Genomic DNA, 25,746 nt, shown 5'->3' with positions numbered 1-25,746 from the left:
GCGTTTCGTATCAGTGTTCTTCGTACTGGCTGAAGGATGGGTCGGCCAAATCCGCAAAGCGGGTGAATTCCGACTGGAAGGCGAGTTTAACAGTGCCGGTCGGTCCGTGACGCTGCTTGGCGATAATCACGTCTGCTGTGCCCTTCACCTTGTCGAACAGTGCTTCCCACTCCGCATATTTCGGATCATCCGGATCACGCGGTTCCATGTTCTTAACGTAATATTCCTCACGGAACACGAACAGCACAACGTCGGCGTCCTGCTCGATCGAACCAGATTCACGAAGGTCAGAGAGCTGTGGGCGTTTGTCTTCGCGGCTTTCCACCTGACGGGACAGCTGTGACAGCGCGATGATCGGAACGTTCAGTTCCTTGCCCAGCGCCTTCAGGCCCGTGGTGATCTGGGTGATTTCCTGCACGCGGTTTTCACCGCTTTTGCCGGAGCCGGTCATCAGCTGAATATAGTCGACTACCAGGCAATCAAGGCCGCGCTGGCGCTTGAGACGACGCGCACGTGCCGACAACTGGGCAATGGAAATACCACCGGTCTGGTCGATATAAAGCGGAACCTTCTGCATCATCTGGCTGCAGGCAACCAGCTTTTCGAAATCGGCTTCGGTGATTTCACCACGGCGGATTTTCGAGGATGACACTTCCGTCTGCTCGGAAATGATACGGGTTGCCAGCTGTTCGGACGACATTTCGAGTGAGTAGAAACCGACGACGCCGCCGTTCTTGGCCTTGAAGGAGCCATCCGGCTGGATTTCCTGCTCGTAGGCAGCTGCGATATTGTAGGCAATGTTGGTGGCAAGCGAGGTCTTGCCCATACCCGGACGACCCGCAAGCACGATAAGGTCAGAACGCTGCAAACCGCCCATACGGCCATCCAGAGAGTGGATGCCGGTGGAAATGCCCGACAGGTTGCCGTCACGTTCAAACGCCTGGCCCGCCATGTCGATGGCCAGCGATACCGCGTCATTGAATGACTGGAAGCCACCGTCATAACGGCCGGTTTCCGCCAGCTCGAACAGGCGGCGCTCGGTGTCTTCAATCTGAGTCTGCGGTGGCATGTCGAGCGGCGCGTCATAGGCAATGTTGACGACATCCTCACCAATCTGGATCAGCGCGCGGCGCAGCGCCAGATCATAGATCGCGCGGCCATAGTCTTCCGCGTTGATGATGGTCACGGCTTCGGCAGCAAGACGTGCGAGGTACTGCGCAACGGTCAGATCACCCACCTTGTCATCAGACGGTAGAAAGGTCTTGATCGTGACCGGGTTGGCAGTCTTGCCCATGCGAATGATGTCGCCGGCGACTTCGAAGATCTTGCGGTGCAGCGGTTCATACAGATGAACCGGCTTCAGAAAGTCCGAAACGCGATAATAGGCGTCATTATTGACGAGAATAGCACCCAGAAGGGCCTGTTCGGCTTCAATGTTGTTTGGCGCTTCGCGGTAATGCGGTTCGGCCGGGGAGACCGGGGCGATCTTTCGTGCTGCATCATTCATTGTCTAATGGTCTCCCTGTATCTGCGTCTCATGTGCGCTAACACAGCCGTCCGAAAACCGGGGTGCGGGTTTCGGAAAGCAGCAGACGCAAATGCATTAATTATCGCGTTGGTACATCCAGCTTGGCACACACGCTCACTTAACGATGTGGCGGTACCGGCCGGGACAGTCAATGACATAGTTGCAACACTGCCAAACAGCCGCATTTCGGGGGGATTTGGGCGATCACATTTTATGTTGTCCCCATCAATCCACAGCCCTTTCGGCGTTGAGTGCAAAACCCAAAACGAATCAAACCGCGTCAGCCTTGAATTTATGGCATGGCTGCCACGTCAGCAAAGCATCTTGAAAATCGTCAGTACCACGTATAAATAGGCAATAAATAAGTAGTATGCTAATTATAAGGAAGTCATATCGTGTCGCGACAAACCGACAAGGAGCAACTGCTGGATGAAATGTCATCCTTCAATCGCAAGCTCAGGACGTTTTTCGATGCGCGGGTAGGCGAGCAGGGGCTGACACTGGCGCGGACGCGGGTGCTTTTTGCTCTGTCGCGCCGCGGATCATTGACCCAGAAGCAGCTTGCCGAAGAGCTTGAAATTGAAACGCCTACTCTGGTGCGCGTTCTCGATGGTATGGAAAAACAGAACCTCATCGAGCGCCGTGAAGAAGCCGGCGACAGGCGCGCCAAGCGCATTCACATGACACCGGAAGGCGAGGCGACTGCCGCCACGGTCAATGCAACGGCTGCGGATCTGCGCAAGCGAATTACCACTGACATTTCTTCTGAAGATATTGCCACCACGCTTAAAGTCGTGCGTAGTCTTATCAGCAATATTCAGGCTCTTTCTTCAGGTGAGGAAGACAGATGAGCACGCGCGGTACATTGTCTGCACAGGCTGAGGATGAGGCATCGCCCGCAATTGCGGATCAACAGGTCGTGGTCGAAGAGCCACCACCTGCAGCACCCGCTCAACCACCTGAGAAATCCCTACCGGAAAAATTGATCTATATCGCCGCTGGCCTGCTGTTTTTCGTTACGCAGGGTCTGGGCATGAATATCGTCACGGCCAACATGTATCAGCTGCAGGGCGAGTTTTCAGCTACGGTTGCCGAAGTCGTCTGGCTGTCTGCTGCCTATATGGCGCCCTATGCCAGCCTGTCGATCGCGCTGTTCAAGATTAGGGCACAATATGGTCTGCGTCCCTTTGCCGAACTGAGCATTATTCTGTTCGTCGTGGCCTCCTGTCTCAACCTGTTTGTCACAGACCTGCACTCGGCAATTGTTGTTCGTTTCGTGAGCGGCATGGCGGCAGCACCGCTATCTTCGCTCGGCTTTCTCTATATTCTTGAAGCCTATCCGGCGCACCGAAAATTGTCTTTCGGTCTCTGCACGGCGCTCACTGGCACGCTGTTGTCTGCCCCTATTGCCCGCATCATCTCTCCCTCACTGATGGAGATCGATGGCTGGCGATCGCTTTATACGATGGAACTCGGCGTGGCGCTGATTGCGCTGCCAGCCATCTACCTCCTGCCTCTAACAGCACCACCGCGCGCCAAGATTCTCGAGCGTGTCGACGTGTTGAGCTATCTCTTTCTGGCTACAGGCCTTGGCTGTCTGGCCTTCTTCTTCTCGCTTGGCCGGTTTTACTGGTGGCTGGAAGCAAGCTGGCTGGGTCTGTTGCTTGCGGCTGCCGTCGTCTGCCTGACCTGCATGGCCTTCATCGAATTGCACCGCAAGAATCCAATGATTGACTTGCGCTGGATATTCTCGCGCCAGAACCTGCATATTGCCGCTGTTCTGATCATCTTTCGTGCCGTGACCTCAGAACAGTCGACCACGGCCGTCAGCTTCTACCAGCAGCTGGGCATCATGAATGACCAGACGGTGACCCTCTATGGCATCATTCTGCTGGCAACGATCCTTGGTGGCGCGTTCTGTGCCTTTCTGATGGTAACGAAATATGTTGATACAGCCCACGTCATTGCGCTCAGCTTGATTGCGATTGGTGCTTTTCTGGATAGCCAGGCGACCAACCTGACCCGGCCGGAACAGATGTATTTCAGCCAGGCGATGATTGCGGGAGGTGCTGCGATGTTCTTGCCGCCTGTCATGGCCAAGGGATTTGCCAGCGCCATGGCCAAGGGCTTGCCCTATCTCGTCAACTTCATCGCCATCTTCCTGTTCACGCAGATCAGTGGCTCTTTGATGATGACGGCGGCACTCGGCAGCTTCGTGACGATCCGTGAGAAATTCCATTCAAATATTCTGTCGGAACATATCGTCCTGACTGATCCGAATGTTGCGCTGAGAATATCGCAGCTTGCCTCGTCATACGGCAAAGTCATTACCGACAAGACCCTGCTCAACGCCGAAGGCGTATCGATGCTGGCACAGCAGGTAACGCGCGAGGCCTATGTGCTGGCCTATGCCGATACCTTCCTGCTCATTTCCATGGTGACCGCCGCTGCGCTGGTCATGCTTCTCATCCACCTGGCGTGGAACAGGATCAAGCCCACGCTGATGCCTGCTGAACCCGCCACGGCACCCCAGAACTCATAACGCCAGAATTCATAACGAACGAGTCAGAAAATGCTCAAGAAAATATTCACCCCGGTTTCCCTTATCGTCCTCATGGCTGGTCTGACTGGTCTCGGCATGGTGCTTTATGCATGGCGCCTGCCACCTTTTTCCAGCTCGGTGGAAATGACTGACAATGCCTATGTCCGTGGTTATGTCACGCTGCTCAGCCCGCAGGTCAGCGGTTACATCGTTGATGTGCCCGTGAAGGACTATCAGGACGTCAAGCAGGGCGACATTCTGGCCCGCGTCGATGACCGCAGCTACGTGCAGAAACTGGCGCAGGCAAAGGCGACACTGGACGGCCAGAAGGCATCCCTTGCCAATTCCGACCAGAAGGAAAATGCCGCTCGCGCCAATATCTCTTCCAGCGAAGCGTCGATTGAAAGTGCGCAGGCCGCGCTCAAGCAGGCACAGCTGGCTTCCGACCGGCAGGACAATCTGACCAAGAGCGGTGTTGGCACATCCAGCACGCAGGAAGAGGCGCATGCCACGCTTGAAAAGGCCAAGGCGGCGTTGTTGCAGGCCAAGGCAGCACTCGAGGTTTCCAATCAGGATCTGCAGACCATCATCGTCAACAGGGGATCGCTTGAAGCGGCTGTTGCAAGCGCCGAAGCCAGTGTCCAGCTGGCAGAGATCGATCTCGGCAACACTGTCATTCGCGCGCCGCGTGACGGCAAGGTCGGTGAAGTTGGCGCACGGCTTGGCCAGTATGTCACGGCAGGCACACAGTTGATGGCGGTCGTGCCAACCGACGTCTGGGTCATCGCCAACTTCAAGGAAACCCAGCTTGCCGGCATGCAGGTGGGGCAACCGGTTTCGATTTCCGTTGATGCCATGCAGCGCAGGGAAATTCGTGGGCATGTCGAGCGTTTCTCGCCCGCTGCCGGTTCGGAATTCTCTGTTATCAAGCCTGATAATGCGACGGGTAACTTCGTGAAGATTGCCCAACGCATCGGTGTGCGTGTGGCGATTGATCCCGGCCAGGATATGACTTCTGAGCTGTCACCGGGCATGTCTGTCGTGGTGCGAGTGGACAAGAGCAAGGCTCCGGAAGCCGTTCACAGCGTCTCCAATTAAGGGGAGGGACTGCTGCGATCGTCACGCCGACGGTCGCACAATCTATACCCAAGTAATGATCGGTTACCGCAGGTACCCAAGAACGACAAAACCCCGGATGTTGCCATCCGGGGGTTCTTTTTCAGCCCTGGGGCTGAAATTCTTATTCGTTGTCGAAGTCGCCTTCGGCTTCTGGATCGAAGAAGTCTTCTGGACGCAGAGCATCTTCGTCAACGCCGTAGATAGCGTCAGCAGAGGTGAGGCTTTCGCCCTTTGCCTGACGTTCAGCTTCTTCAGCAGAACGAGCAACGTTCAGCTCAACCGAGATTTCAACTTCGGAATGCAGGTGCAGGAGAACGTTGTGAATGCCGATGGTCTTGATCGGTGTGTTCAGCTCAACCTGGTTACGGCCAACGGTGAAGCCTTCTGCAGACAGGATTTCAGCAACGTCGCGAGCAGCAACAGAACCGTACAGCTGGCCGGTTTCGCCTGCGGAGCGAACGACGATGAAGGACTTGCCTTCGAGTGCTGCTGCAACCTTGTCGGCTTCAGACTTGCGCTCGAGGTTACGAGCTTCGAGCGTTGCACGCTCAGAGTCGAAACGGGTCTTGTTGGCAGCGTTGGCGCGCAGAGCCTTGCCCTGTGGCAGCAGGAAGTTACGTGCGTAACCGTCGCGAACCTTGACGATTTCGCCCATCTGGCCGAGCTTGTTGATGCGTTCGAGAAGAATGACTTCCATCTTCTGGATCCTTTCTTGTTTTAATTGTTGGTTTCGTTCGTTGTGTCTGTTTTCCGCATCGGCGTGAGAGAAATCGTGCTGCGCACGTCGCTCATGCCGATAACGAGAATGATGAGCAGCGGCAACATGAATACCGCCGAGAGATAAGCAAGCAGTAGAACCGGCAGACGCCAGTCCTTGCCGCGTGTCCGGTAATGCAGCGACGCATAACCCGACATCAGGAAACCTGCGCCGAATGTTCCTGCGATAACAGCACCACACATGGCGATGACACCGCCAAGGAAGGTTGCGACAATACCGGCAAGGAACACGAATACCGCATTGCGATGCATACGAAGTGCTGCCGGAATGTCCTCACGTGGGCGAAGGCCCTTGCCGAAAGAACCAACCAGGCGGCTGGCAAAATAATAGGCCGCAAACAGCAGGATAACCCAGAGAGCACCCTGCATGATTGGCAGCATCAGCACCATCAGAGACTTCGTCTGGGCAAGCGCCAACTGGTCAGGGGAGAAGGATGGTTCCTGCGCCGTGACCGACGACATCATCAGGTCAACCATCTGCGACACCAGTTCCGGGCCGTAACCGATGATCGAGCCGAGAATGATAACGGCAATGCTGATGGCGATGCACAGATGCAGGATGATGCCGGACAGTGGGTACCAGGCAAGCAGGTCTTCAGGACCGCCGATTTCCGAAGCTGGACGCGCCAGATTGGCGTGATGCGAAATCCAGGCAGCAGGTACCAGCGTGAAAATTGCCAAACTCAGCACAGCTAACATCGGAGCCATCATTGACCCAACAACGCAAGCGGTAATAACGGCGATAATGGCTGCGCGATTGCCCCAGCCGAGGCCGGCAATGAAAACAGGCATGGCGGATGCGGCGTAAAGCAGGAACGCTAAAGACGGCTGTCTGCTTGCGCCCAGTGTCAGAAACACGGCGGCAATACCGGCAAGAATACCGGAAATCAGCACTGTCTGGTTCAACTTTATCACGTCGCTGTCCTGCTTCTATAGCAGTTAGAGGACCGTCTTTAAAAACGTCGTCCCCAACATGGGTTTTATGTCTGGTATCGATCCGCGCCCAACGCGGAAGGAATTCGAAGCTGCGACCGACTGATTAAAAGTCAGCTGCTCTGTAGAAAAACGAGGCCGCACGGGGTGCAGCCTCGTCTTGAGTTCATTACGCTACAACGTATGGCAGCAGGCCGAGGAAGCGTGCACGCTTGATCGCCTGAGCGAGTTCGCGCTGCTTCTTCTGGGAAACGGCTGTAATACGGGAAGGAACGATCTTGCCGCGCTCGGAAATGTAGCGCTGCAGAAGACGGATGTCCTTGTAGTCGATCTTCGGAGCGTTAGCGCCGGAGAATGGGCACGTCTTGCGACGGCGGTGGAACGGGCGGCGTGCCTGAGAAGATGATGCGTCAGCCATTGTTTTTCTCCTTAACGCTTATGCACGGTCTGTGCGCGGACGGGGAGCGCGTTCGAAGCCGCCTTCACGCGGGCCACGATCAGAACGCTCTGGACGGTCGCCATCACGACGTGGACGGTCGTCACGGTCGCGCTTCTGCATCATAGCAGACGGGCCTTCCTCGTGAGCTTCAACAGCGATGGTCATGTAACGAAGAACGTCTTCGTTGATGCGCATCTGACGCTCTACTTCGTGGATAGCTGCTGCTGGTGCATCGATGTCCATCAGGGCGTAGTGAGCCTTGCGGTTCTTCTTGATGCGGTATGTCAGGGACTTGAGGCCCCAGTTCTCGACACGGCCAATCTTGCCGCCGAACGATTCGATAACGCCCTTGTACTGTTCTACGAGTGCGTCAACCTGCTGGGCGGAAATGTCCTGCCGAGCAAGGAAGATGTGTTCATAAAGAGCCATAATAGCTTGCCTTTCTTGCGTTTTGTTCTCACCCGGTTACGGCGCTAAGCCTCAACGACTGGTCTTGATCGGGAAAACCCGGCGCAAGAAAAGTGTTGTTCGAGACGGTCGAGAGCGGAGACACGGGAGGCCGGAAAAACCTTATGGTTCCTGCTGTTTCGAAAACGAAACCAGCCCTCCGTTCAGCCACCAGCCAGTAAGACCGGATGTTGCGAACAGCGCGCTTATACGCATTTCTGGCCGTATTGCAAGACTTCGCAGCAAAAAGGCGGTGCGGAAGTGCCTTTAAGACGGTGGGTTCAACGTGAGGTCTTCAATTTTCTATGCTTGAAGTCTTCTTTTATGAACGTGGTGACCTCTGCTTTTTCCATTTGCGCAGGCGACCGCGGGCGTTGGCGTAGGGTGACGCCGTATTGAACTGGATCATGCGACCCATGCTCCATTTGCCGTACCATGGGCGACCATACAAGGCGTCATCATCCAACGAGTTAACGAGAGACATCAACTCTTGATGTGTGGTTTCAAAGCGCAGCAGCAATTGCACATAGGATAGAGAATTATAGTCGCGGTAGAACTTGGCTGCGAGTTTGCCGAGTTCATTCCATTTATATCCGGTTTCCGGAAAATCGGGTTCTTCACCGGCAGCACGTAACCTGTTCCATTTGAGAACCAGCTCACCCCAGCCGGTCAGGTAGGCCACCAGATCTTTCACGCTCATGGTCGTGCCCTTGGCGTGGCCTTCCATATCGGCCGTGGTCGCCAAGGTCTCAGGTATAGAAGCAAGCTCGAACAGCAGTTTTGCAAAACCGCTCTCCATGGCGTTTAAAAGCTCTGCCTTGGTCTGCGGTACTGCCATGCCTGATGCCTTCGGCGAATTAAAAAGCGCGGTAACTCGGGTGAGCTACCGCGCTTTTATGGGATCAGATCGGCATCGGGTACAGGCGGTGTATTGCCGCAATGCCCTTCAGCACGTCGTCGGAAAGTGTCACATCCTTGGCAGCGATATCGATTTTCAACTGTTCCATCGTCGTCGCGCCAATAATGCAAGACGCCATGAACGGACGTGTTAGTGTAAATGCGATCGCCAACTGTGCTGCATCCAGTCCGTGCTGGGCAGCGAGATCGAGATAGGCTTTGACAGGTGCCTCCTGAAGAGGCTGAAGACGGCCACCGATGTCGGTGTTGATGGTGCCGCGCGAACCGGCTGGCCGTGCGCCGTTCTGGTACTTGCCGGTCAAAATGCCGCCAGCCAGTGGCGAATAGGCCAAAAGGCCGACATTTTCATGGTGGGCAACTTCAGCCAGGTCGAGATCGAATGAACGATACAGTAAGTTATATTCGTTCTGGATGCTGGCGACGCGCGGCAGGCCCTTGGCCTCTGCCAGATCGATATACTTCTGCGTGCCCCAGGCACTTTCATTGGACAGGCCGATAGCACGGATTTTTCCGGCCTTCACCAGTTCACCCAGCGTGTCGAGCTTTTCATCGATCTCGGCAAGTGTGCGGGCTGTGTCCTGTCCCGAAGCATCAAAACCCCACGCACCGCGGAAGTGGTAGGTGCCGCGGTTCGGCCAATGGACCTGATAAAGGTCGATATAGTCTGTACGCAGGCGCTTCAGGCTGGTGTCGACGGCCTCGCGAATGCCATCGGCATCGATATCACGACCGTTACGGATATAAGGACGGCCGGAACCGGCAACTTTGGTGGCCAGAACGACATCCTTGCGTTTGCCGGTTTTCTGGAACCATGTGCCGATATAGTCTTCGGTAAGGCCCTGCGTTTCGGCTGAAACCGGTGTCGTCGGATACAATTCGGCGGTGTCGAAGAAGTTCACACCGTTTTCCACGGCATAATCCATCTGTTCGTGCGCTTGCGCTTCCGTATTCTGCGTGCCCCATGTCATGGTGCCAAGGCAGATTTCCGACACTGAAATGCCCGTGCGCCCGAGGGTGTTGTATTTCATGAATGAAATTCCTGACGTGATGAAAGAAAAGGGAGGGGCCTTGGAATTTAGGAAGGAATTGCTCTGGCGCAAGTCAAAAATATTGGTTCTGGTAACCGGGTATAAAACCGCAAGGACTTGTGAATCCGCAGTTTCTAAGCGGCATCGCACTTGACTCCGTACGCCATTGCGTGAATTGGAAAGCAAAAAATAACCGGAAAAACAGGAAATACCTCATGAAAATCGCTTTCACCTTTCCCGGACAGGGCAGCCAGTCCGTTGGCATGGGCAAGGATCTTGCCGAGAATTTCGCTGAAGCTCGTGCGGTTTTTGAAGAAGTTGACGAGGCTCTGGGGCAGAAGCTTTCCGACATCATGTGGAATGGCCCGGAAGAATCCTTGACGCTGACGGCAAATGCCCAGCCTGCGTTGATGGCTGTTTCCGTTGCGGTCATGCGTGTTCTGGAAGCAAAGGGCCTGAACCTTGCCGACAAGGTTTCCTTTGTTGCCGGTCATTCACTCGGTGAATATTCTGCGCTGTGCGCTGCCGGTACATTCTCGCTGGGCGACACAGCCCGTTTGCTGCGAGTTCGTGGCAATGCCATGCAGGCTGCGGTTCCAGTTGGTCAGGGCGCAATGGCGGCTATCATCGGTCTCGAGCACGGTGATGTCGAAGCGATCTGCAAGGAAGCGGCCGCTGCCGGCATCTGCCAGATTGCCAATGACAATGGCGGTGGCCAGCTGGTTATCTCCGGCTCAAAGGCTCCTGTTGAACAGGCGGCCGCACTAGCCTCCGAAAAGGGCGCAAAGCGCGCCATCATGTTGCCAGTCTCCGCACCTTTCCATTCTGCACTGATGGCACCGGCTGCTGACGCCATGCGCGAAGCGCTTGCCAAGGTGACAAAACATAACCCGGTCGTGCCGGTTGTTGCCAATGTGCGCGCAGCCCCGGTGACAGATGCGGAAGAAATCGCCAGACTGCTGGTCGAGCAGGTGACGGGTCAGGTTCGCTGGCGCGAAACCGTTGAGTGGTTCGCCGCCAATGATGTGACTCAATTGTATGAGATTGGCTCCGGCAAGGTGCTAACCGGTCTGGCAAAGCGTATCGACAAGACGGTTTCTGGCACTGCTGTGAATACTGCAGCCGATATTGACGCCGCCATTGCAACGCTTCTTGGCTGAATGCAGCGCGCATTTTGAGATAAGGATAAAAACATGTTTGATCTGACTGGCCGCAAAGCACTCGTTACCGGCGCAACCGGCGGCATCGGCGAAGAAATCGCCCGTATGCTGCATGCGCAGGGCGCAACCGTTGGCCTGCATGGCACCCGCGTCGAAAAGCTTGAAGCGCTGGCTGCTGAACTTGGCGACCGCGTGAAGATTTTCCCGGCTAACCTTTCCGACCGCGACGAAGTCAAGGCGCTGGGCGAAAAGGCTGAAGCTGAGCTGGGTGGCGTCGACATTCTGGTCAACAATGCCGGCATCACCAAGGACGGCCTGTTCGTGCGCATGAGCGACGAGGACTGGGACAATGTTCTCGAAGTGAACCTGACGGCCATGTTCCGCCTGACGCGCGAGCTGACCCATCCGATGATGCGTCGCCGTTTTGGCCGTATCATCAACATCACCTCGATTGTTGGCGTGACCGGCAACCCGGGCCAGGCAAACTATTGTGCTTCCAAGGCCGGTATGATCGGCTTTTCGAAGTCGCTGGCGCAGGAAATTGCAACCCGCAACGTCACCGTCAACTGTGTTGCTCCAGGCTTCATCGAATCGGCCATGACCGGCAAGTTGAACGAAAAGCAGAAAGAAGCCATCATGGGTGCTATTCCCATGAAGCGCATGGGCACTGGCGCCGAAGTCGCGTCTGCTGTTCTGTACCTTGCTTCGAATGAGGCTGCGTACATGACTGGACAGACGTTGCACGTCAACGGCGGCATGGCGATGATCTAAAGCTTTGTTTCTTCGCATGTTGTTTGCAAATGTCTTTGTGCGACATGCGTTATGCCCACAGGCATTGTCAGGCTCAAATAGTCTGTAGAGTGCAGTGTGCGGCGCGATTTTCAGTCTTTTCGCCCGAATGAAACCGTGTTAATCGGGCGAAGACTGTGAACAGTTGTCCCGTCGGGAACAGGCGATGGTTGCTCTTTTTTGTGACTATGGCTAGCCTTAGGCGGGGTGAAAGGGTTTGCCCTCGGTGCTGGATTTGAACAGCGCATGCGGGTGTTAACAGGGCAGGGTGTCGCAAGGCAGCCCTTCAAGGATAAAGGTCGAGGAAACCGACATGAGCGATATCGCAGAACGCGTAAAGAAAATTGTAATTGATCATCTTGGCGTTGACGCCGAAAAGGTTGTTGAAGGCGCAAGCTTCATCGACGATCTGGGCGCTGACTCGCTCGACACGGTCGAACTGGTTATGGCCTTCGAAGAAGAATTCGGCGTTGAAATCCCGGACGACGCTGCTGACTCCATCCTGACGGTTGGCGACGCTGTAAAGTTCATCGAAAAGGCTCAGGCCTAATCGATCAGAATGAGGGAGGGTGAGAGCCTTCCCGCCTTGGCCCGGCTAAGTTCCGGGCCAAAGTTTTATCATGGACATGTGAATTCTATATAGGTGGAGCGTTGGCGATGAGGCGTGTCGTTATCACCGGTACCGGCATGGTATCTCCTCTTGGATGCGGAACTGAAGTAACGTGGGAACGGCTATTGGCCGGCCAAAACGGTGCCCGTCTCGTAACTGAATTCGAAGTCGAAGATCTTCCGGCAAAAATTGCCTGCCGCATTCCTGTTGGAGATGGCTCCAACGGAACGTTCAATCCAGATGACTGGATGGAACCGAAAGAGCAGCGCAAGGTCGATCCTTTCATTATTTACGGCATGGCAGCCGCCGATATGGCGCTGAGCGATGCTGGCTGGCATCCGGAAACTGACGAAGACCAGATCATGACTGGTGTTTTGATCGGTTCTGGCATTGGTGGCCTCGATGGTATTGTTGAAGCGGGCTATACACTGCGCGACAAGGGGCCGCGGCGTGTTTCACCATTCTTCATTCCAGGGCGACTTATCAATCTTGTTTCTGGCCAGGTTTCCATTCGCCACAAGCTGCGCGGTCCGAACCACTCCGTAGTAACGGCGTGCTCCACCGGCGCGCATGCCATAGGCGACGCTGCCCGTCTAATCGCGCTTGGCGACGCGGATGTAATGGTGGCCGGTGGTGCTGAATCACCTGTTTGCCGCATTTCGCTGGCCGGTTTTGCAGCCTGCAAAGCCTTGTCCACGCAGCATAATGACGACCCGCAAAAGGCGTCTCGCCCCTATGATCGTGACCGCGATGGTTTCGTGATGGGTGAGGGTGCCGGTATCGTTGTTCTGGAAGAGTTGGAACATGCCAAGGCACGTGGCGCAAAGATTTACGCCGAAGTGGTTGGCTACGGCCTGTCCGGTGATGCTTTCCACATCACCGCGCCATCAGAAGACGGTGACGGCGCATATCGCTGCATGTCCATGGCACTCAAGCGTGCCGACCTGACGGCTGCCGATATCGACTACATCAATGCCCATGGCACATCGACCATGGCTGATACCATTGAACTGGGTGCGGTTGAGCGCCTGGTTGGTGATGCGGCGTCGAAAATCTCCATGTCGTCCACCAAGTCAGCCACCGGCCACTTGCTGGGTGCGGCCGGTGCAATCGAGGCGATTTTTGCAACGCTGGCAATCCGCGATAATATCGTGCCGCCAACGCTGAACCTCGACAATCCCGATGTCGAGACGAAAATTGATCTCGTGCCACACAAGGCGCGCAAGCGTGACGTGAACGTTGCCCTTTCGAACTCCTTCGGGTTCGGTGGTACCAACGCCTCGCTGGTGCTGCGTCGTTACGAAGACTAATCAAATCTTTCGTGACTTGCCGTTTGTAGCGGAATCAATCAAAAAGCGATGAACATCGCGGGCCGGAAACCAGATGCTTTCCGGCCCGTTGTTTATTCCCATGGCATGTTATTACAGTTTTTACGCGTAACGACCTCGAAACATGGGCAAATTTGTGCAGACTGCCTGCCGAACCTGTTTTTGCCGCATTGGATGGTCACATAGGCCATTTTGGAATGCAGAACTGAAAAGGACCGCCGGTGAGCGATACGAACCAGAACAATCAGTCGCCTTACGGACGTGATGCCTCAGGCGAAAACAAGACTGGCCCGATCATTCCCAAATCGCCGACCGAAGCTTTGCGCCCGGAAAAGGTTCCAGCCCCACCAAAGCGTTCGCGCAAGGCACACGGACAGTTCATCGTTTTCCTGAACTTCCTGATGAGCCTGGCGGTTATCGGCTGTATCGTCACTGTTGGCGGTTTCTATTACATGATCAACACGTTCCAGTCGCCGGGCCCCTTGGCCACCAACACGCACTTCATCGTGCGCAATGGCGCAAGCCTGTTTGACATCGCCAACAATCTTGAGCGCAGCGGCATTATCGATAACAGCCGCGTGTTCCGTTACATGACCGATAGTATGGGCAAGGGCCAGCGCCTAAAGGCTGGTGAATATGAGATCAAGGCCAATGCCTCGATGAAGGAGATCATGACCCTTCTCGAATCCGGCAAGTCCATTCTCTATTCCGTGTCGCTGCCGGAAGGCCTGACCAGCAAGCAGATGTTTGATCGCCTGTTGAATGATCCGGTTCTGGAAGGTGATCTGCCTGCAGAAATTCCGGCTGAAGGAAGCCTGCGGCCTGACACATACCGTTTCTCGCGCGGCACCAAGCGTCAGGAAATCGTGTCGCAGATGCAGGCGGCCCAGAAGGGGTTGATTGAACAGGTATGGGCGAAGCGGGATGCCGATCTGCCGATCAAGACAGTTGAAGAATTCGTCACGATGGCCTCCATCGTCGAGAAGGAAACAGGCAAGGATGACGAGCGCGCCCATGTCGCCTCGGTATTCATGAACCGCCTACAGAAGGGCATGCGCATCCAGTCTGATCCGACCATCATTTATGGTCTGTTCGGGGGTGACGGCAAGCCGGCTGATCGTCCGATCTACCAGTCGGATCTAAAGAAGGAAACGCCTTACAATACCTATATCATTCGCGGCCTGCCGCCGGGCCCCATTGCCAACCCTGGCAAGGCCGCACTGGAAGCCGTTGCCAACCCGTGGCGTACCGAAGACCTGTATTTTGTTGCCGACGGCACGGGTGGTCACGTGTTTGCCAAGACCCTGGATGAGCACAATGCCAATGTGCGCCGCTGGCGCAAGATTGAGGCGGAACGTGCTGCCGCCGGTGGCACCGCGGAAACCGCCGTTGACGGTCAACCGGGTGGCGCTGAGGCGGAAAAGCCAGCCAACTGATCGTTTGTTACGGGCGCCTGCATGAAAACTGCAGGTGCCTTTCCTTTTGAGTACGCCAAACAAGAGATAGGGCATTTCCGGTGAGCTCCATTCGCCTGAAATGCCTTAGCCATGAGGGCAAGATGACATTGCAATCCATGACCGGTTTTTCCCGCAGCGAAGGCACCAGTGGTCGCCACCGCTGGGTGTGGGAACTTCGTTCCGTAAACGGCAAGGGGCTGGATATGCGTCTGCGTCTACCGCCCGGCATGGAGGTTCTGGAGGTCGAGGTAAGACGGCTTGCCGGTGAAAGCCTGGTGCGTGGCAACATACAGGCTTCACTGTCAGTGTCCGTGACCGATAATCGCCTTGAGGCCGTCGTCAACCGCGAAACGCTGGATGCGGTGATGACGTTGAAAAAGGAGCTTGGTGGCATCATTGCTGATGGGCCAATGAGCTTTGATACACTTCTGTCGATCCGGGGGCTTGTCGACTTTCGTGAGGCGGAAGACGACGAAGACACACGTACCAAGCGCGAGCAGGAATTGCTGGCTGGTTTTGGTGATGCTCTGGCGAAACTGAAGGATATGCGCGAGCGCGAAGGTGCGGCTCTGTTTACGGTCCTGAGCGGGCACATTGACCGTATCGCCGAACTGGCGACAACAGTAGAAAACGATCCTTCCCGGCAGCCGGACAAGATTGCCGCGCGGCTTTCCGCGCAACTGGCACAGCTTGGCGATGGTGTACACGGGCTGGACCGCGACCGTCTGCACGCCGAGGCAGCGCTGCTGGCCACCAAGGCGGATCTGCGCGAAGAAATCGATCGTCTCGGCGCCCATGTGGTTGCCTCACGCGAATTGTTGAAAAAAGGCGGCCCTGTTGGTCGCAAGCTCGATTTTATTGCACAGGAATTTAACCGGGAATCGAATACCATCTGTTCCAAATCGAACGCCGTTGCCGTAACGGAAGCGGGTATCGAATTGAAAGTGGTTATCGACCAGTTCCGTGAACAGGTTCAGAATCTGGAGTAGACATATGGCACCGGTGAGCAACTCTCCCGACAAGATCGCCCGCAGAGGGCTTATGCTGGTGATCTCGTCTCCTTCGGGGGCAGGCAAGTCGACGATTGCCCATCATCTTCTGGAAGATGATCCAACGCTTGGCATCTCCATCAGCGTCACAACGCGGCCCAAGCGTCCAAGCGAGATCGCCGGCAAGCACTATCACTTTGTAACCATCCCGCAGTTTGAGCGCATGCGCGAATCCGACCAGTTGCTGGAATGGGCCGAGGTTCACGGTAATTTTTACGGCACGCCACGCGAACCTGTCGAAACGGCGATGGCCGAGGGCCGCGACATGCTGTTCGATATCGACTGGCAGGGCGCCGAGCAGTTGCAGGATAAGATGTCGGCCGATGTCGTATCGATTTTCATCCTGCCGCCAACCATGACGGAATTGCAGTCGCGTCTTCATCGCCGCGCCGAAGACACCGAAGAGGTCATCCGCACCCGCTTGTTGAATTCCCGCTCTGAAATCGAACACTGGCGCGACTACAACTACGTCATCGTCAATGATGACCTCGATAACGCCTTCCGTTCGGTCAAAAGCATTGTCTACGCAGAACGCCTGCGCCGCGATCGTCGCCACGGCATGTTCGAATTCGTCACCAAGCTGCTGGAAGAAGAACCTAAGCTGTAAAGGTGTCGCAGGAAGGCGACACATTTGCTCACCTTTCTGATCCAGATCACTTCAGTATGATTTTTGCGATGTATTCTCCTGGCTGTGAAATCACAGCATACAGGAGAATACCATGAAAGCTGCGCGCTGGCACAAAGCCAGAGATATTCGCATTGAAGACGTGCCGACACCTGTGCCCGGTCCGGGCCAGGTCAAAATCAAGGTCAAATGGACCGGGATTTGCGGTAGCGACCTTCATGAATATGTCGCAGGCCCGATTTTCGTGCCGGTTGATAAACCCCACGCCCTCAGCCACGAGGTCGCCCCCATTGTGATGGGCCATGAATTCTCTGGTGAAGTTGCTGAAGTCGGCGAGGGTGTCACCAAGGTCAAGCCAGGCGACCGTGTGGTCGTTGAACCGATCCTGTCCTGCGGCAAGTGCCCCGCTTGCCAGCACGGCAAATACAATCTTTGCGAAGACCTCGGCTTCCACGGCCTTTCTGGCGGTGGCGGCGGTTTTTCGGCCTACACGGTCGTTGGTGAGCGCTGGACACACAAGATGCCCGATGGCCTGTCCTTCGAGCAGGGCGCGCTTGTAGAGCCCGCTGCGGTGGCATTGCATGCCGTCCGTCTCTCCAGCCTCAAAGCAGGCGGTACAGCCGCCGTATTCGGTGCCGGCCCAATCGGTCTTCTGGTCATCGAGGCACTGCGCGTTGCCGGTGCAACATCGATCTATGTTGTCGAACTGTCCGAGCAGCGTGGCGCCAAGGCCAAGGAGCTTGGAGCAACGGCAGTGATCGATCCGTCCAAGGAAGATGCAGCAGTCCGTATCAAGGAACTGTCCGGTGGCGGTGTCGACGTGGCGTTTGAAGTGACCGGCGTTCCGGCCGTGCTGCAGCAATGCATTGATGCCACCCGTTATGAAGGTGAAACGGTCATCGTTTCGATCTGGGAAAAGGAAGCCAGCTTCCAGCCTAATACGGTTGTTCTGAAAGAAAAGTCCCTTAAGGGCATCATCGCGTACCGCGATATTTTCCCCGCAGTCATGGACCTGATGGTGCAGGGATACTTCTCTGCCGAGCGTCTGGTCACCAAGCGTATTGCACTGGATGATATCGTTGCCGAGGGTTTTGAAACGCTGGTAAAGGAAAAGACCCAGATCAAGATTCTGGTTGAGGCACCAGCCTGATATCACGCAAACTTCCGGCATGGCTTTTTGCCGGACTACAGAAGTTCAAGCCTGCGGCATGGTTTCTTGCCGCGGGTGACAACCCCATAGCAGGGAGCTGATGACAGGTTTTGATTAGAGGGCGTTGGCGATCGCCACGAACTCTTCAACCGATAGCGTTTCTGCACGGCGCGTGGCGTCGATACCAACTTTTGCGAGCAGTGTTTCACCGCCCAGCGGCTTCAGGCTTTGGCGCAACATCTTGCGGCGCTGACCGAAGGCAGCTTCTGTTACTTTTTCCAGCCTGGCCGCGTCACATGGCAAAGGGTTGGTCTTGGGCAGAAGGTGCACCACTGTCGAGTTGACCTTCGGTGGTGGTGAGAAGGCCTGTGGCGGCACGTCAAATGCCATTTCTGATACAGTTCTCCATCCGGTCAGGACACCGAGACGGCCGTAATGATTGTCACCTTCTTCGGCGACAATACGCTGGCCGACTTCCTTCTGGAACATCAGCGTCATCGACAGCCAGTAGGGCGGCCACACAGGTGGCAGCAGCCAGTTGAGCAGCAGTTGCGTTCCCACATTGTAGGGAAGGTTTGCAATGATGCGCACCGGCTCACCCGCTGGTACCAGCGAGGCGAAATCGGTCTTCAGTGCATCACCTTCGATCACTTCAAGACAACCGGGATAATGGTCTGAAATTTCCTCGAGAACCGGCAGGCAGCGCGCGTCGCGCTCCACTGCAATTACTTTCTTGGCACCAAGCGACAGGATAGCGCGGGTCAGGCCGCCGGGGCCGGGACCAACCTCAAACACCGTGACGCCTTCGAGAGGGCCAGCGGTGCGGGCAATCTTCTGGGTCAGGTTGAGGTCGAACAGGAAGTTCTGTCCCAGCGCCTTGCGCGCATCAAGGCCATGTCGCTGTATGACGTCACGCAGTGGCGGAAGTTCGTCAATGCCCGCCATTATACCGTTGCCGCCTTCTGGCGTTCCACAAGCTCGGAAGCGAGGTTTAGTGCGGCAACAAGGCTGCCTTCGCTGGCCATGCCCTGACCGGCAATGCCGAATGCTGTGCCATGGTCCGGCGAGGTGCGAATGAACGGCAGGCCCAGCGTGACATTGACCGAATCGTCAAAACCTAGCGCCTTGGCAGGAATAAGCGCCTGGTCGTGATACATGCAGACCGCAACGTCATAGCGTTTGCGCGCGGAATCATGGAACATGGTGTCGGCGGGCAGGGGGCCAATGGCCTCGATACCTTCATCACGCAGCTGCATGGTGGCCGGATGCACGATGTCGCGATCCTCGTGGCCAATTGCGCCATCTTCGCCCGCATGCGGGTTAAGACCGGCAACAGCAAGCCGTGGCGACGCGATGCCAAAACGCTCCTTCAAATCCTTGGCGACAACCCGGCAGGTGTCGACAATCAACTGCTGCGTCAACTGTGTAGCAATGTCCTTGACAGGAATATGGATGGTAACAGGCACGACCTTGAGCTTAGGTCCGGCAATCATCATCACGGGGAAGACCTGCTTGCCAGCAATCTGCAATGAAAGATCGGCCAGAAATTCCGTATGACCCGGGAAACCGAAACCAGCCTTGTAGAGGATCGACTTTGCAACCGGGTTTGTCACGATCGCAGCCGCCCGTCCCTCAAGGCACAGCTTGACGGCGGTCTCAATGCATTTGATCGTCGCAAGAGCGGATGCTTCGTGCGGCTCACCGGCCTGCACGGCAAAACCTGCGGGAATATCGAGAACGGGAATGGCCTTGTCGAAAACGCTTGCTGCATCTTCTGGTGTCGCATCCTGCACTGCGACACTGACGCCGATCACCGCTGCCCTGCTTTCCAGCACGGAGCGGTCACCGACATAGATGAATGGCTTTATGCCGTTCTGCGAACGGTTTTTCCATGCTGCAATTGCAATATCAGGACCAATCCCGGCGGGGTCGCCCTGCGTCAGGGCAAGCGGAAGTTCAAGAGCAGCCACGTATATTCCTCAGACTCAGTTATTGACGATCTGAGCCTTTTTCCGCAACTCATCAAGATATTTCTTTTCGTTGGGATTGTCGCCATTCTGCTCTTTGGTCAGGTCTTCAGCACGGAAAACGACTTCTGCGGCGAAGTCATCCGACACCTGGCGTTGTTTGCAGATCGCGAGGTATTCGACGCCCTTTTCTGTGACGCGGGTAGCGGTGGTGCCGCCTTCCTTGGTCTTTTCAATCAGCGGCTTCCAGTCTGGTGGCAGCTCAGGCGCCAGAATGCGGCCGAGATCGCGAATGGACACATCCATCATCGTGGCTGCAAAGGTCTTGGCCTGTTCGCAACCCGGGTATTTGGAACGGGATGCTTCGGCTTCCGACTTGCGCTTGCCGGTAATCGACTGACGTTTTGCCTCAGGTACGACGAAGATGATCTGCTGCAGAAAATATTCCGTGGTAACCGGCTTTTCCTTGCGTTCCATCATGCGTGTGACCAGGTCCTGGTTGGACATGCGGCCAGAGCTGCCATAACGAGCATTGACCAGACGAGGCCAGCTCATCTGCACGGCGATAAATGCCTTGAAGTGTTCAGCGGTTACGCCAGACTGCGACAGGATCTGCGTCAGCTGGGTCGGGTTCATCTTGTTGCTGGCAGCAAACCGGGCAAAGGAAGCATCCACGGCTTCCGTGCTGACCGACATGCGCATGCGCGCGATTTCTTCGCGCTTCAATGCCTCGTCGATCATCTGCTCTCGTGCCAGCTTATTAAGGTCACCCTTCTGGCGCTGCAGCTTAAGGAAGGCGACGCGTTTGGCAATGTCGCTGCTGGTAATCGGGTTCTTGTTGACAACCACTGCCACGGAGCTTGCGGCAGCATTTGCATCAAATGAATGAGGTGCAAGGAACAGGGGCAGGGCCAAGAGAGCCGTTCCGAGTGCCACAGTACGTAATGTGGCCTTGCCGAAATTCATCATGTCCTTCTCCTTATCCCCGAAGCGGATGATCTTCGCCCCTGAATATCACGATTTATGCTGCCTGTTATTGTAAGGCGCCCGTATATATCACCGCTTATGCTGAAACAGCAACGGTTGCAAAGCGTTATTCCTGCCCGCAGGATTTGGCAAAAGCGTGGCGTTGCCGTGCTCGCATTCAATAATCGAGCAAAAACCGGCATCGACAGGGCGATACCGGTTTAAAATGTTGTCATCAGTCGGTCGAGCCGATGTTGATGTCGCCCAGCGTACGGAAGCTGAGCCGTGCGCCGATCGACCAGTCATTCGCGGCCTGGCGCTGCGAATTGATTGTGCCGACGTCGGTATAGGCAACGGTCAGGATCGTGCATTCGTCCTGATAGGTGATGCCGATCTTGCGCTCACTGGAGAACTTGTTGTTCAGATCGTAGTTGATCGAACCGAACAGCGACCAGTTGTCGTTGACCTTCACGCTACCTGCGGCCTGAACAATGTCACGGTCAAACACGTAGCCATAGTCAGGCTGCGCCTTGACCTGCGTGTAGCTGACCTTGGCGCTGAAACGACGGTCAGTGTAACCGACGCCGGTTTCAGAACGCTCGATCTCCAGATCATCCTTGTCGAAGCGAAGGCTGGTCGACAGAGTGAGGCCGATTGGGGCGTCGATTGCCGCCATTGCCACATAGTCGGAGCGATCTGTTTCGAGGCCGGAATTGGCACCTACGTTAAGCAGGTCCGGACTTGCAAACGAGTTTTCGCCAGCCAGAAGGAACGACTGTCCAGCCACGGCGCGGATGCCATAACCATTATCAAACGTACCGTTGTAGCGAATGCCGAGGTTGGCACGGGTGCCGCCTTCGATGCGGTCGAAACCGCTGAACTTGTCGCGTTCGAACAGGTTGGTCGCGTCAAACACGAATGCCTGGGCATCTTCGTTCGGCAGGCCGCCACCATATTGTTCATTTGGACGAACAAACAGCTGCGCAATCGGCTCAATGACGTGGCTGCTGCTCGTACCCGAGATCAGCACGGGATAACGAACTTCAAGACCACCGGTGACCATTCCGCGCAGCGTCGCATCAGAACGGAAATCGCCGTCATAGGTCGAAGGTGCTGTCATGTCGTTCCAGCTTGCATCACCGCGTGCGGCGAGAAGTGGAGTGACCTGCAGGCCGCTGTCGAAGGTAAATGTCCGCTTCCACTCAGTTTCGGTGGTGAAGCGCGAATACGTACCTTCAAGTCCGTTACGGCGCTGGCTACCGTCGAGTGTGTAGATGTCCTGCTCAAGTCGTGTCAGGCTGGTGAAGTTTGTCGTAACCGACAATTCGCCGCCGTAAACATCATCAGGGGCATACCATTTGTAATCAAGCGACGGATGAATGATCGCCTGCTTGCGCTCTTCTGTCTCAGCCTCGTCGCGGTCCTGAACGTTGAAATAGTAGCCATTCAGATCGAACGAGTTACGCTTACCTTCCCCGGTCAGGTAGATGCGGTTGGTCTGGGTAGAACCGCTATATCCAGACAGTTCGTACGTACGCGAGAAGTTGTTGTCGGTCTGGACCATCACGTCCCAGCCGAATGACCAGCGCGGATTGATTTTGAAATCGCCCTTGGAGGCGATCATGCCGCGGGTGTCATTTTCCGCGTCACTGGTGCCCAGCGTAAAGGCATCAGAATTTTTCTGGTTGATGCCAGCCATGTTAACGGTGTGACTGCCATTTTCGAATCGCTGGCGGATTTCTGCCTGAAGCAGGAGGCCCTGGTTCGTATAGTAATACGGCGTAATCGTCGCATCAGCTGTATCGGACAGAACCTGGAAATACGGAACGCCAATACCAAAGCCAAGATTGTCCGTCACGCTCATGCGCGGGAACAAAAAGCCTGACTTACGCTTTACCGTATTATCGGGAACGACCATGAAGGGGAGGTAGGCAATCGGTTTGCCGAACAGTTCAAAACGGGCCTTTTCCAGACGCACGGTGTGGGTCTTGCCGTCCTGAACCACGCGTTCTGCCTTGACCTGCCACAGCGGTGCCTTGTCAGGGCGCTGGGCGCACGGAAGACAGGCTGTGTAGACACCATTGTTCAACACGGTGGTGTTTTCGTCGATACGCTCGGCGCTTTCGCCAGCAATACGGGTATTGTCGGTTGTCTCAACACGCAGGGAATTCAGGAAGCCTTGCGAGAAGTCATCCGTGACATCAAGTTCATCGGCGTAGATCTTGTTACCGTCAGGTTCGATCAACTCGATGTTGCCACGTGCAATAACGCGGCCAGTCTTCTGGTCGTATTCAACTTGCTGGGCCACCATGCGGTAACCCGTATAATGCATACGTACGCCACCCGTCGCGATAACGCGCTCGGAGTCACGATTGTAGGTCAGTTGATTTGCTGTAAGCAGGAGTTTCGAATCATCTGTGTTTTCCGTTGTGACAATGCCGTCTTGGGCAAAGGCCACCGGAGCAGATGATATGTACGCGCACACAGCGGCACCCGTCAGAAGGGCCGCCCATAGCCGTCTGATATTCCCGCGGTCATATACCGCCACTAGCCGTCCTCCTGATGAAGCAGCACTGTTGCCCCTAACGCGACCGCCACGATGACTGGTACCCAGACCGCGACGAAAGGCGGGATCACGCCACTACTTCCGAATGCCCTTACGAGCACGGTTATTACATAAAGCACGAAGCCGGAAACTATTCCACCCAGAATCACCGAGCGGGATTGAGCGAACCGGCTGAATTTTAACGATACTGTTGCTGCAATCAAGGTCATGGCGACCAGCAGTAACGGCATCGAAAGCATGAAATGATATTGTGTCTCGAGCGCCTTTGACGACAGACCAAACGAACGCGCAATCTCGATTTTTCGGGAAATGTCAAAGAAAGCAACGGTTTCCGGCTGCGACATACGCTCTTGCACGAACTCCTGTCTCAAATTGGTGCTGATTTTTGCGGTTTGAAGAAAGCTCGGAATTTGTCCTGGCTGTGTCTGATACACATCAGTAAGATTCCAGTAACCATCCTCCAACTTTGCTGTGCGTGCGTCCTGCCGCATGGTGATGTTGCCGTCCGTATCAAAATGGATCAGCACGGCATCATTGAGCAGGGTGCCACCGTCCTCGAAGCTCTTCGAGCCGATGATTGTGTCCTGTCCGGCGCTGGTTTGACGCAGCCACGGGATCATGTCGGATTGGTGTACGCTGCCCCCGCTGTTGCGCCATCCGGCTTCCATCGTCAGGGACTGACGTTGGCCCCAGGCTGCAAGCGGGTTGACGATGGTCATCGTGGCAACACCCATCAGGGCAGCGCCGATGATGAACGGCATCATGAACTGCCAGACGGAAATACCGGCGGCCCGGGTAACAACCAGCTCATAACGCCGGTTCAGCGAAATCAGCGTCGTCATACCAACAAACAGCGCGATGAACGGAATGGTCTGTTGCAAGATCAATGGCAGACGCAGTGCTGTCAGACCGAGCGCCGCAGGCACCGAGTATCCCGGGAGGCCGGAAAGGCGTCTTGCCGTTTCACTGAAATCGGCAAGGAAAATAATGCCGGAAACGCCAAGCAGAAACCACACCATGGTGATGAGGTAACGGCTAAGGAAATAGCGCGACAGCGTGTTGAAGATCATGCGCTGGCACCTCCCTTGTCAGAGGTAAAGCGCTTGACGACAGAGCGGCGCAGCTTACCCAGACCGTCGGCGAGGGCAGAAGGCAGGCGCAACTTGCGGCCGGTCGCCAACAGGTACATGGCAATAGCGCCACTCAGCACCGGAATGGCGTAAACGAATGGAATGAAGGCCGCATTCTGTTTCACCTGATTGGTGAAATAGAAGCCGAGCCAACGCAGCATGAAGGCGGTGATCAGCGCTGCGACCATCGGATGCATGCGGGCTTCACGGTGCGAACGCGCGTCGGCTGCAATGACCAGCGAGATCAACGCAAAGACGAGTGGGAACATCCAGTCGGAAAGTCTGCGGTGCAATTCGGAACGGAAGTTTCCAGGCGATTTCTTGTAGGAATCAGACTCGACATCGGGAGAAAGAAGGAATGCCAGACTGCTGTCGCTTGCGGCAAATGTCTGCTCGGTCTTGCTGCTTTCCGACATGGTCGACAGGTCGAAGGCGTAGGACATGAACTTGACGATCGATACTTTGCCGTCGGGCGTCTTCTGCTGCACTTCACCGTCACGCATGGTGAGCGAGGTGCCACCGGCGTCGATAGCGCCTTCCTTGGCGTAGTAGATCAGGTCAAAATTCGGGTCGCGCCGGTCGGCAACGAACAGACCACGCAAAACACGGCCCTGTCGTGCATCGATCTGCACATAAAGACCGTCCTGAATGGTGCGAAAGGTCTTTTCCTCGATGACCGAGGACAGAAGGTCGGCGTAAGCGGTTGCCACCATCTGTCGCGCCGTGCTGCGGGCAGGCGGCTCGATGAAATTGGTGACCACGAAAGAAAATGCGCCGAGCACAACCGCCAGAATAAGAACCGGCCGAAACAGGATGCTGCGCGGCGAACCGGCGGCGTCGATGATGGCCAGCTCGGAGTCATTGTTCATGGCTGTCATGGTCTGCGTGATGCCAATCACCAGCGCAAACGGCAAAACAACCGGAATAAGTGTCGGCAGAAGCATGGTTGCCAGCGTGGCAAACGAACCCATGGACTGGCCAGTGTCCGTCACGAGGTTGATCCGCTGAAGAACCTGTATCGTCCAGATAATTGCCAGGACCGGAAGCAATGCGGCCAGAAACATCTGGCTGGTGCGTTGCATTATGTATTTTTCAAGTAGCGTCATTCCGGTCCCTGAAGACGTTTTGGCTTCATTCCCTTAAGGGAAGTTCGGCTTATCTAATCGCATCGAACGGCGTTGGCGACTCCATGCCAGTCACAAATCCGTTTTATAAAAC

The 25,746-nt window shown here is 55.7% G+C and carries 24 protein-coding genes; 11 read left to right on the top strand and 13 right to left on the bottom strand.

Annotated features, from left to right (window positions below; genetic code table 11):
- Window positions 1-10: 10 nt before the first annotated feature.
- Window positions 11-1,507, bottom strand: coding sequence for a replicative DNA helicase (locus tag HGO37_RS08610; protein ID WP_192487425.1), 1,497 nt, complete (start codon window positions 1,505-1,507; stop codon window positions 11-13).
- Between the two features lie 416 nt (window positions 1,508-1,923).
- Between HGO37_RS08610 and HGO37_RS08605 the strand changes: the two genes are divergently transcribed.
- From HGO37_RS08605 to HGO37_RS08595, 3 genes are read left to right on the top strand one after another with little or no spacing between them, the layout of a single operon-like run.
- Window positions 1,924-2,379: a MarR family winged helix-turn-helix transcriptional regulator gene (locus HGO37_RS08605; RefSeq protein ID WP_192487426.1), complete on the top strand. Its 456-nt coding sequence runs from the start codon at window positions 1,924-1,926 to the stop codon at window positions 2,377-2,379.
- Complete coding sequence (locus tag HGO37_RS08600) at window positions 2,376-4,070, top strand: MFS transporter (RefSeq protein WP_250982960.1); 1,695 nt, start codon at window positions 2,376-2,378, stop codon at window positions 4,068-4,070. Before HGO37_RS08605 ends, HGO37_RS08600 begins: the two co-directional genes overlap by 4 nt.
- 30 nt (window positions 4,071-4,100) lie before the next feature.
- Complete coding sequence (locus HGO37_RS08595) at window positions 4,101-5,168, top strand: HlyD family secretion protein (protein ID WP_250982959.1); 1,068 nt, start codon at window positions 4,101-4,103, stop codon at window positions 5,166-5,168.
- 142 nt (window positions 5,169-5,310) lie between these two features.
- On the opposite strand, the gene rplI is transcribed toward HGO37_RS08595, so the two are convergent.
- The 6 genes from rplI to HGO37_RS08565 all read right to left on the bottom strand — a co-directional run bounded on the left by rplI (window position 5,311) and on the right by HGO37_RS08565 (window position 9,731).
- On the bottom strand, window positions 5,311-5,886 hold the full coding sequence (rplI, locus tag HGO37_RS08590) for a 50S ribosomal protein L9 (RefSeq protein ID WP_192487429.1): 576 nt from the start codon (window positions 5,884-5,886) through the stop codon (window positions 5,311-5,313).
- 20 nt (window positions 5,887-5,906) lie between these two features.
- Window positions 5,907-6,881, bottom strand: a complete 975-nt coding sequence (locus HGO37_RS08585) for a DUF2232 domain-containing protein (protein WP_250982958.1) — start codon at window positions 6,879-6,881, stop codon at window positions 5,907-5,909.
- Between the two features lie 187 nt (window positions 6,882-7,068).
- Window positions 7,069-7,317, bottom strand: coding sequence for a 30S ribosomal protein S18 (rpsR, locus tag HGO37_RS08580; RefSeq protein ID WP_192487431.1), 249 nt, complete (start codon window positions 7,315-7,317; stop codon window positions 7,069-7,071).
- Between the two features lie 18 nt (window positions 7,318-7,335).
- Window positions 7,336-7,767, bottom strand: a complete 432-nt coding sequence (gene rpsF / locus HGO37_RS08575) for a 30S ribosomal protein S6 (protein ID WP_192487432.1) — start codon at window positions 7,765-7,767, stop codon at window positions 7,336-7,338.
- Between the two features lie 340 nt (window positions 7,768-8,107).
- Window positions 8,108-8,623, bottom strand: coding sequence for a ClbS/DfsB family four-helix bundle protein (locus tag HGO37_RS08570; RefSeq protein ID WP_250982957.1), 516 nt, complete (start codon window positions 8,621-8,623; stop codon window positions 8,108-8,110).
- Between the two features lie 64 nt (window positions 8,624-8,687).
- Window positions 8,688-9,731, bottom strand: a complete 1,044-nt coding sequence (locus tag HGO37_RS08565) for an aldo/keto reductase (RefSeq protein WP_250982956.1) — start codon at window positions 9,729-9,731, stop codon at window positions 8,688-8,690.
- Window positions 9,732-9,946: 215 nt separating this feature from the next.
- Between HGO37_RS08565 and fabD the strand changes: the two genes are divergently transcribed.
- The 8 genes from fabD to HGO37_RS08525 all read left to right on the top strand — a co-directional run bounded on the left by fabD (window position 9,947) and on the right by HGO37_RS08525 (window position 17,899).
- On the top strand, window positions 9,947-10,891 hold the full coding sequence (gene fabD, locus HGO37_RS08560) for an ACP S-malonyltransferase (protein ID WP_250982955.1): 945 nt from the start codon (window positions 9,947-9,949) through the stop codon (window positions 10,889-10,891).
- A gap of 33 nt (window positions 10,892-10,924) precedes the next feature.
- Window positions 10,925-11,662 carry a 3-oxoacyl-[acyl-carrier-protein] reductase gene (gene fabG / locus HGO37_RS08555; protein ID WP_250982954.1) on the top strand — a complete coding sequence of 246 codons (738 nt, stop codon included), beginning with the start codon at window positions 10,925-10,927 and terminating at the stop codon, window positions 11,660-11,662.
- Window positions 11,663-11,993: 331 nt separating this feature from the next.
- Window positions 11,994-12,230 (top strand): acyl carrier protein, encoded by a 237-nt coding sequence (locus HGO37_RS08550; protein WP_027507378.1) that lies wholly within the window; start codon window positions 11,994-11,996, stop codon window positions 12,228-12,230.
- Between the two features lie 107 nt (window positions 12,231-12,337).
- Window positions 12,338-13,600, top strand: a complete 1,263-nt coding sequence (gene fabF, locus HGO37_RS08545) for a beta-ketoacyl-ACP synthase II (protein ID WP_250982953.1) — start codon at window positions 12,338-12,340, stop codon at window positions 13,598-13,600.
- Window positions 13,601-13,839: 239 nt separating this feature from the next.
- Window positions 13,840-15,054: an endolytic transglycosylase MltG gene (gene mltG, locus HGO37_RS08540; RefSeq protein WP_250982952.1), complete on the top strand. Its 1,215-nt coding sequence runs from the start codon at window positions 13,840-13,842 to the stop codon at window positions 15,052-15,054.
- A gap of 122 nt (window positions 15,055-15,176) precedes the next feature.
- Entirely contained in the window at window positions 15,177-16,064 is an 888-nt protein-coding gene (locus HGO37_RS08535) for a YicC/YloC family endoribonuclease (protein WP_250982951.1), read from the top strand.
- Between the two features lie 4 nt (window positions 16,065-16,068).
- Complete coding sequence (gene gmk, locus HGO37_RS08530; protein ID WP_192487440.1) at window positions 16,069-16,731, top strand: guanylate kinase; 663 nt, start codon at window positions 16,069-16,071, stop codon at window positions 16,729-16,731.
- 112 nt (window positions 16,732-16,843) lie between these two features.
- Complete coding sequence (locus HGO37_RS08525) at window positions 16,844-17,899, top strand: 2,3-butanediol dehydrogenase (RefSeq protein ID WP_250982950.1); 1,056 nt, start codon at window positions 16,844-16,846, stop codon at window positions 17,897-17,899.
- A gap of 114 nt (window positions 17,900-18,013) precedes the next feature.
- Here the strand turns inward: HGO37_RS08525 and rsmA are convergent, their stop codons facing one another.
- The 6 genes from rsmA to lptF form a co-directional block, all read right to left on the bottom strand.
- Window positions 18,014-18,844 carry a 16S rRNA (adenine(1518)-N(6)/adenine(1519)-N(6))-dimethyltransferase RsmA gene (gene rsmA, locus HGO37_RS08520; protein WP_250982949.1) on the bottom strand — a complete coding sequence of 277 codons (831 nt, stop codon included), beginning with the start codon at window positions 18,842-18,844 and terminating at the stop codon, window positions 18,014-18,016.
- On the bottom strand, window positions 18,844-19,869 hold the full coding sequence (pdxA, locus tag HGO37_RS08515; protein ID WP_250982948.1) for a 4-hydroxythreonine-4-phosphate dehydrogenase PdxA: 1,026 nt from the start codon (window positions 19,867-19,869) through the stop codon (window positions 18,844-18,846). Before pdxA ends, rsmA begins: the two co-directional genes overlap by 1 nt.
- Window positions 19,870-19,884: 15 nt before the next feature.
- Window positions 19,885-20,835 carry a SurA N-terminal domain-containing protein gene (locus HGO37_RS08510; protein WP_192487444.1) on the bottom strand — a complete coding sequence of 317 codons (951 nt, stop codon included), beginning with the start codon at window positions 20,833-20,835 and terminating at the stop codon, window positions 19,885-19,887.
- A gap of 232 nt (window positions 20,836-21,067) precedes the next feature.
- On the bottom strand, window positions 21,068-23,380 hold the full coding sequence (locus HGO37_RS08505) for an LPS-assembly protein LptD (RefSeq protein WP_250982947.1): 2,313 nt from the start codon (window positions 23,378-23,380) through the stop codon (window positions 21,068-21,070).
- Entirely contained in the window at window positions 23,380-24,468 is a 1,089-nt protein-coding gene (lptG, locus tag HGO37_RS08500) for an LPS export ABC transporter permease LptG (RefSeq protein ID WP_250982946.1), read from the bottom strand. The genes HGO37_RS08505 and lptG overlap by 1 nt, the downstream gene beginning before the upstream one ends.
- Complete coding sequence (lptF, locus tag HGO37_RS08495) at window positions 24,465-25,634, bottom strand: LPS export ABC transporter permease LptF (RefSeq protein ID WP_250982945.1); 1,170 nt, start codon at window positions 25,632-25,634, stop codon at window positions 24,465-24,467. The genes lptG and lptF overlap by 4 nt, the downstream gene beginning before the upstream one ends.
- Window positions 25,635-25,746 lie beyond the last annotated feature (112 nt).

It is taken from the genome of Rhizobium sp. CG4 (genome assembly GCF_023701965.1).
Taxonomy (GTDB): Bacteria; Pseudomonadota; Alphaproteobacteria; order Rhizobiales; family Rhizobiaceae; genus Agrobacterium.
Note: the sequence above shows the minus strand (reverse complement) of the source record. Positions and strands in the feature narration are given on the sequence as shown.